The sequence below is a fragment of the Actinomyces sp. W5033 genome, from assembly GCF_051303165.1.
The window spans coordinates 115,979-123,213 of sequence record NZ_JBPPGD010000004.1 but is presented as its reverse complement, the minus strand read 5'-3'; the positions used below and the strand labels follow the sequence as shown (position 1 = coordinate 123,213).

Below are 7,235 nucleotides of genomic sequence, written 5' to 3'. Positions count from 1 at the left end.
GTCTTTCTTTTTTGTGTTGGTTTTTCTGCTCCGCCTCCCCACCGTCTGCGCGCCACTGGCGCCGTGATGGTCCTGGCGGGGCCAGGGGGTGTCACGGCGCCAGTGGCTCAGGACATCATGCCGCGCGGGTGCGCGGCGATGACGGCGGTGACGTCAGGCTCACCACTCCTGGACGGTGTACTCCCAGTTCTTCCAGGTGAGCTCGGTGGCCTTCCAGAAGGAGCCCTTGACACCGGTCTCGGGGTCAACGTGCAGGACCCATCCGGCCTCCTCAGGGGAGGACACGCCGATGATGATGTTGTAGGTGCCGTCCTGAGGCAGGGCGACGTTGGCGCCGTAGTGCGGGCCGTCGGAGGCGTTCATCTGCATGAAGGTGCCCTCGGCGGCGCCGTTGTTGGCCACCTCGCCGGTGGCGGAGTCCACGATCTTGTAGGTGACCGTCAGGCCAGGGATGAAGGAGCCCTCGGGGTAGCCGAGCGTGTTGCTGGCCAGGGCGGAGATGTCGGCCTCGATGTGGAAGTTGGACTCGGAGGCGGCCAGGCCGGCAGAGCCGGCGGGCTCCATGTCAACCGGCTGGAAGTAGACGAGGGCGACGTTGATCTGCGGGGTGCCGTCGGAGGAGATCTCCTGGTCCTCGCCGATGGGGTACTCGGTGAAGGCGGCCTCGCCGTCGGCCTGGGTGTCCGCCTCGGCAGAGGCGGCGGCCGTGGCGGCCTCCGTGCTGGTGCTCTCGGAGGAGCCGCAGGCGGTCAGGCCGAGGGTGCCGGCCAGGGTGAGGGCAGCGAGCCCGGAGACGAGCTTGAGGGAGCGCATGGGGTGTCCTTTTCGTGGTTGTGCGTGGTTGTTGCTGGCGATGGTGGCTGGTGGTGACCAGGGGGACGGGCTCAGCCGTCCTGCTGGGCGCGCTCGCCACGGCGGTGGCGCAGGACCGAGACGGCGGCGAGCGCGAGGACGACGACCGCCATGACGGCCTGGAAGGCGATGGTCTCGACGTAGGGGTAGAAGCCGAGGATGTCGTAGGTGGGCAGGCCCTCGAGGTAGGTGGCGGGGATGATGTCGCCCTCGAGCAGGGAGTGGGCTCCCCCGCCGGCGAAGATGACGACGAGGACGGCCATAAGCGCCGAGGTGACGGCGAAGAAGGGCCGCAGCGGGATGCGCACGCTCGTGTAGCGGATGAGCAGGAAGATGAGCAGCAGGAGGGCCGCGGCGGCGGCGAAGCCCTGCCAGATGCTGGCGCTGCCCGAGGGATCCATGGAGAACAGCGCCTGGTAGAACAGCACGGTCTCGGCACCCTCACGGAAGACCGCGAGGAAGGACAGGGAGACCAGTCCCCAGAAGCCGCCGTCGGAGACGGAGGCCTCCGTCTTGTCCTTGATGTAGCGGTTCCACGAGGCCACGGAGGACTTCGACAGCATCCAGTTCGAGGTGAACAGGAGCATGAGCATGGCCACGATCGCGACGCCGCCCTCGAGGGCCTCCTGGTAGGCGGAGGCGGAGTTGAACAGGGCGGCGAAAAGGCCGGCCACGGCGCCGGAGGCGAGCAGCGCCAGGGCGACGCCGGCGTAGACGTACCTCACGCGCTCCTTCATGCCCGCCTGGATGAGGTAGGCGATGACCGCGGCGACGACGAGGAGCGCCTCGAGCCCCTCACGGATGAGGATGAGGAAGGCCTGGCCGAAGGAGCCGGTGAAGAAGACCTTGAGGGGACTGACGTCCTCGGCGGCGCCGCCGTCGAGCATCTGGGCGTCCTCGAGCAGGTAGCCCTTGAGGGTCTCGACGTGCTGGGCGGCGGCCTCGACGTCCCCGGAGATCATGGCCTTGCGGGTGTTCTTGAAGGTGGACTCCACCAGCGAGACGCGGTCGCCGGAGACGGTCATGACCTTCTTCTCGAAGCCGAGCTTCTCGTAGTAGCCGTAGTAGGCCTCGTTGACGAGCTCGGCACCGTCGCGTCCCTGGCCCGCACGGGTCTCGGCCAGCCCCCTGTCGATGAGCTCGTTCATCTCGGTGGCGATCTGGACCCAGGTGCGGTCTCCGCGGCCGGACTTGTCCGCCGTGGAGCGGGCGTCGATGGCGGCGCGGTCCTCGGCGATCCTGGTCGCCAGCGCCTGGGCGAAGTCCCGGGGGCCGAGCAGTCCGTCGGTGCCGTCGAGGGTGGCGGCGGCCTCGGCCAGTGAGGCGACGAGGCCGGTGACGCCGGTGCTCAGCGCCTCGTCGTTGCCGGCGGTGCGCGCGGTGGAGGCCAGCGAGGTGAAGGCCTCGGTGTGCGACTGGGAGACCTGTGCTCCCAGGGTGTCGGTGACGACGTTGCGCATGTTGGAGGCGACGTAGCCCGAGTTCTGGGCCTTGAGGACGGCGGCGGCGGCACCGGGGTAGTCGGCGGCGGCGTACTCCTCCAGGGCGGTGGCCAGCTCGTCGGACACGCGCTGGGCGACCTGGCCCCAGGTGTCAAAGTCGGTGTCGGCCTCGACGGCGTGGGCGGTGGGGCGGCCCAGGGGGCTGAGAGCCCCCAGCAGCAGGACGAGCGCGGTGAGGGCGACGACGACCCCGCGTGGCACCCGCCCGGCGCGGGTACGGGTGCGGCGGGTGGCGGGAGGCGTGGTCTGGGAGGCCATGTGGTCGGGATTCCTCACGCGCGACGTCTTGGGGACCAGGGCCGGTACCTGCGAAGGCAAGCCTGGCCTGCGCTGATGACCTTAGGTTCACCATTCTCACAGAGTCAAAAATGTCCCGCCTGGAGACGGACGGGGCGTCATGAAGACAGCGGGCCGGGGCCGAGCGGGCATGCTGGGTGGGTGAGTCCCCTGCCCCACCCACCCGCACCGCTGCCGCGCCCGCAGGCGGCGGCCCCGTCCTGGCCGCACGAGTGGACGCTGCCAGCCACGGGCACCACCTGGAGGCTGCTCACCCGCGAGCCTGTGCCCCCGGCGCTGGGCCAGGCCCTGACGGCGCTCGTGGACGCCTACGAGGGCGTCTTCTCCCGCTTTAGCCCCGGCTCGCTTCTGCGCCGCGCCGCCACGGGCCAGGCGGGCGACGCCGCGCCGGGCGGCCGCGTCGTGCTCGACCTGCCTGCTGGCTCGGCGCGCATGCTCGACCTCTATGACCGCCTCCACGCGGCCACGTCAGGGCGCCTCGACCCCCTCGTCGGCTCGGACCTCGTGGCGCTGGGATACGACGAGCGCTGCACCCTCGTCGTGCGCGACGGCGCCCTCAGCCACCTGGGCGCCGTCGGAGGGCGCCCCGTGTGGGGACGCGAGGCCCACCACGACGGCGACCGCCTCGTCCTCGAGCGCCCCGCGCTGGTGGACGTGGGGGCCGTCGGCAAGGGCCTGCTCATCGACCTCGTCGGCCAGGAGCTGGAGGAGGCCGGGGTGGACGAGTTCGTCATCGACGGCTCGGGGGACCTGCTCGTGCGCTCAGCGCAACCCGTGCGTCTGGGCCTGGAGGAGCCGCGGGCGGCGGGCGCGCCCCGCGGGCAGGAACCGCGCGTCGTCGGCGTCGTGGAGCTGAGCCGTGCGGCCCTGTGCGCCTCGGGCCCGCAGCGGCGATCCTGGGGGCCGGGCCTGCACCACCTCCTGGACGCCCTCACCGGCCTGCCGGTGCGTGGCGCGCAGGTGCCTGTCGCCACCTGGGCGGTGGCGGATGACGCGGCGACGGCGGACGGTCTGGCCACGGCCCTGTTCCTCGCCGACCCGGCCGACCTGGCCGCCGCGGGCTTCCGCTACGACTTCGCCCTGCTGCGCTCAGATGGAAGTGCCGCCGTCTCACGGGGCTTCGCGGCCCTGCCGGGCGAGCTCTTCACCGCCTGACGGCTCCCAGTGCCCGGCCCGCTGCGCGAGCGCGGCCTGCTACGGGGACGAGTCCCGGCGGGCCAGCCGTTAGGCTTCCCCGGTGACCGCAGCCCGCCCCGCTCCGCACCGTGCCCGTGTCCTGACGGCCCTGCTCGGCACCGCCCTGCTCGCCGAGGGCCTGCGTCGGCACCGCCTCATCCGCTCCGAGGTCCACCCGCAGCTGCAGGTGCCCCGCCTCATCGTGCCGCCCGTCATCGCCCTGGGCCGCCAGCTCGTGCAGACGGCGCTCAACGCCCACCGCCCACCCACCCTGCCCGGACGGCGCGTGTGGGACCCCTCCCTCGACCTCCAGGAGCTCACCGCGGTCAGCCCCGAGGACACCCGCGAGGTGCGCGTCGTCGTGTCCACGAGCGCCGGGGCCCGCGCGGCCCTGGAGGCCGGGGGCAGCGTGCCGGCCCTGCTGTGGGTGCACGGCGGCGGCCACGTGCTGGGCGACGCCGACGCCGATGCCGAGGTCTACGCCTACCTCGCCGACGAGCTGGACGCCGTGGCCGTCTCGGTGGAGTACCGCACCGCCTTCACCGCGCCCCACCCGGCGGACGTTGACGACTGCTGGGCGGCCCTGCAGTGGCTGCTCGGCGGTGGGGTCCCGGGGGTTGACCCGTCCCGGGTCGCCGTCGTCGGGGAGAGCGCCGGCGGCGGGACGGCCGCCTCCCTGGTCCAGCGGGCCGTCGATGCCGGGCTCCCCCTGGCCGCCCAGGTCCTCATCTACCCCATGCTCGACGACCGAGCCGCCGGGCGGGCGCTGCCGGTCACCGCGCCGCGCACCCGCGGACGGCTGCTGTGGAGCCGCGGCCTCGACCGCCTGGGCTGGGCCGCCTACCTGCGCGGTCCCGGCGGCTCGGGCCCGCACAGCGCCCGCCCCTACTCCGTGCCCGGCAGGCGCACGGACCTGTCCGGGATGCCGCCGTCCTGGGTCGGCGTGGGCGACCTCGACCTCTTCCACGACGACGCCGTCGCCTACGCCGAGCGCCTGCGGCGCTGCGGGGTCGAGTGCGAGCTCGTCGTGGTGCCGGGCATGTACCACGCCGCAGACCGCGTGCTGCCCCAAGCTCCCTGCATGCGCGCCTGGCGCGCCTCCATGCTCGCCCACCTGCGCCGTCACCTGGCGGCGCCCGGCGAGGCCTCAGCGTGAGCGCACGCTCAGTCCCCGGCGGCGCAGGAGGGCCGCGAGCACGCCGTCACCTGGCACGAGGCGCCCGCTGAAGGTCCCGTCGTAGAGCCCGCCCACCCCGCAGGAGGGGCTGCGGGCCATGAGGACGGCGCTGCGCTCCCCGACCCGCTCGGCGTGCTCGGCCACGGCGCGGGCCCCGACGACGAAGGCGGCGGTGACGTCCTGGCCGTCCACGGTCACCACCCGCGCCCAGCCACCGAGCACGTCCTCGCCGTCGGCCTGCTGCCCGCCGTCGCCAATGACCTCCGCGGGCGGCCGGGGCACACCGAGCCCTCCGAGGACCTCGGCGCACAGGGGCACGGCCCGGCCCTCGGCGACCGCGGGGTCGGGCCTGGCGGTGGCGTCGTAGCGGCAGGGGGCCCCGGCCAGGCAGGCGGAGACGATGACGGGGTGCTCGCGCGTGCCCGTCAGCCGCGTGCCCGTCGGCGCGCCCGCGTCGCTCACGCCTCCTCCTCAGATGGCGCGGGGCTGGCCCAGCAGGCTGTGGCCACCCATGTCCACACTGCGGGCGGGACCGGCCCCCGGGGCGCCGACCCGGACCGTCGGCAGGCCCAGGCTCACGGGGGCCGTGTCCGGCTCGGGCTCTGAGCAGGACTCATGGCGGCGCCGCTGCCAGGCGTCGCCGGCGCGGGTGCGGCGCACCTCGAACAGGGCGGGGCCGTCGTCGTACCAGATCCGCTCGCCAGCACCCAGGGCCTCGTTGGCTGCAACCTGCTCAGGGCTGAGGGGGTGGCCGCAGCGGGCGGAGTCTGCGATGAGGTGGTGGGGCGCGCCGTGGGTCACGCGCACGGTGACCATGTCCCCCGGGCGGGGGGCGCCGGCGTCGTAGTCGCAGGCGTCCAGGTGCTCAGGCAGCGCGACGTGCACGAGGCGGTTGTCCTGGGCGCGTCCGGAGACCCGGGCGGTGACGCCGTCGCGGCGCCCCTCCCCCTCCGCCACGAGGACGTCGAGCACACGTCCCTCCTGACGCACGTTCTCCTCGTGGGTGATTCGCCGCACGAGCTCGTCCAGGCGCCGGTAGCGGTCCTTGACCACCTCCACGGGCACCTGCGGCAGGTCCGCCGCGGGCGTGCCCGGGCGCGGGGAGTACTCGAAGGTGAAGGCTGAGGCGAAGCGGGCCCGCTCGACGATGTCGAGGGTGGCCTGGAAGTCCTCCTCGGTCTCGCCGGGGAAGCCGACGATGATGTCCGTGGTGATGGCCGCCTCGGGCATGCGGGCGCGCACGGCATCGAGGATCGACAGGAACCTGGCGGAGCGGTAGGAGCGGCGCATGGCGCGCAGGACCGCGTCGGAGCCGGACTGCAGGGGCATGTGCAGGCTCGGCATGACCTCGGGGGTCTCGGCCATGGCGTCGATGACGTCCTGGGTGAAGGCCGCCGGGTGGGGGCTGGTGAAGCGCACCCGCTCGATGCCCTCCACCGCCCCGGCGGCGCGCAGCAGCCGGGCGAAGGCCCCGCGGTCGCCAAAGCCGACGCCGTAGGAGTTGACGTTCTGCCCCAGCAGGGTCACCTCGGTGACGCCCTGGGCGGCGACGGCCTCGATCTCGGCGAGAACCTCGCCAGGGCGGCGGTCGCGCTGCTTGCCACGCAGCGAGGGCACGATGCAGAAGGTGCAGGTGTTGTTGCAGCCGACGGCGATGGACACCCAGGCCGCGTAGGCGGACTCGCGCCGGGTGGGCAGGGTGGAGGGGAAGACCTTGAGGGACTCCTCGATCTCGACGGCGGCCTCCGCGTTGTGGCGGGCGCGCTCGAGCAGGGCGGGCAGGACGTCGATGTTGTGGGTGCCGAAGACGACGTCCACCCAGGGGGCCCGCTCGACGATGCCCTCACCCATCTGCTGGGCGAGGCAGCCGGCGACGGCGATCTGCATGCCGGGCCGCTCGCGCTTGACCGCCGCGAGCTGGCCGAGGTTGCCGAAGAGGCGGGTGGCGGCGTTCTCGCGCACGGAGCAGGTGTTGATGATGACGACGTCGGCGCCGCCGTCGCCCGCCTCGGTGGCGCGGGCTGCGGCCTCGGGCACCTCCTCCACGCGCCGGTACCCGGCGGCCTCGAGCAGGCCCGCCATGTGCTCGGAGTCGTGGACGTTCATCTGGCAGCCCAGGGTGCGCACGTGGTAGGTGCGCGGCAGGGTGCCACCGCGGCGGCCGTGATCGGGGCGGGCGTCGAGCGCAGGCAGGGCGGTGGTGGTCGCGGTGCTCATCACGGGCAGTGTAG

The 7,235-nt window shown here is 73.4% G+C and carries 6 protein-coding genes; 2 read left to right on the top strand and 4 right to left on the bottom strand.

The features are described from left to right. Positions 1-159: 159 nt before the first annotated feature. Both ACSJJR_RS04045 and ACSJJR_RS04040 read right to left on the bottom strand, forming a co-directional pair. A complete protein-coding gene (locus tag ACSJJR_RS04045) occupies positions 160-813 on the bottom strand; it encodes an iron transporter (RefSeq protein WP_435942200.1) in 654 nt (217 codons plus the stop codon). A gap of 71 nt (positions 814-884) precedes the next feature. Further along, on the bottom strand, positions 885-2,612 hold the full coding sequence (locus tag ACSJJR_RS04040) for an FTR1 family iron permease (RefSeq protein WP_435942199.1): 1,728 nt from the start codon (positions 2,610-2,612) through the stop codon (positions 885-887). Between the two features lie 180 nt (positions 2,613-2,792). Between ACSJJR_RS04040 and ACSJJR_RS04035 the strand changes: the two genes are divergently transcribed. After that, positions 2,793-3,806 (top strand): FAD:protein FMN transferase, encoded by a 1,014-nt coding sequence (locus ACSJJR_RS04035; protein WP_435942198.1) that lies wholly within the window; start codon positions 2,793-2,795, stop codon positions 3,804-3,806. Positions 3,807-3,888: 82 nt separating this feature from the next. Further along, positions 3,889-4,983: an alpha/beta hydrolase gene (locus ACSJJR_RS04030; protein WP_435942197.1), complete on the top strand. Its 1,095-nt coding sequence runs from the start codon at positions 3,889-3,891 to the stop codon at positions 4,981-4,983. On the opposite strand, the gene ACSJJR_RS04025 is transcribed toward ACSJJR_RS04030, so the two are convergent. Both ACSJJR_RS04025 and miaB read right to left on the bottom strand, forming a co-directional pair. Next, complete coding sequence (locus ACSJJR_RS04025; protein ID WP_435942196.1) at positions 4,975-5,466, bottom strand: DUF523 domain-containing protein; 492 nt, start codon at positions 5,464-5,466, stop codon at positions 4,975-4,977. The genes ACSJJR_RS04030 and ACSJJR_RS04025 overlap by 9 nt on opposite strands. Positions 5,467-5,475: 9 nt before the next feature. Beyond that, positions 5,476-7,221: a tRNA (N6-isopentenyl adenosine(37)-C2)-methylthiotransferase MiaB gene (gene miaB, locus ACSJJR_RS04020; RefSeq protein ID WP_435942195.1), complete on the bottom strand. Its 1,746-nt coding sequence runs from the start codon at positions 7,219-7,221 to the stop codon at positions 5,476-5,478. Between the last annotated feature and the right edge of the window lie 14 nt (positions 7,222-7,235).

What these genes read in the sequence shown, in the direction of transcription:
- miaB (WP_435942195.1), bottom strand. Translation starts at nt 7,221, where the DNA reads ATGAGCACCGCGACCACCACCGCCCTGCCTGCGCTCGACGCCCGCCCC.
- ACSJJR_RS04045 (WP_435942200.1), bottom strand. Translation starts at nt 813, where the DNA reads ATGCGCTCCCTCAAGCTCGTCTCCGGGCTCGCTGCCCTCACCCTGGCC.
- ACSJJR_RS04040 (WP_435942199.1), bottom strand. Translation starts at nt 2,612, where the DNA reads ATGGCCTCCCAGACCACGCCTCCCGCCACCCGCCGCACCCGTACCCGC.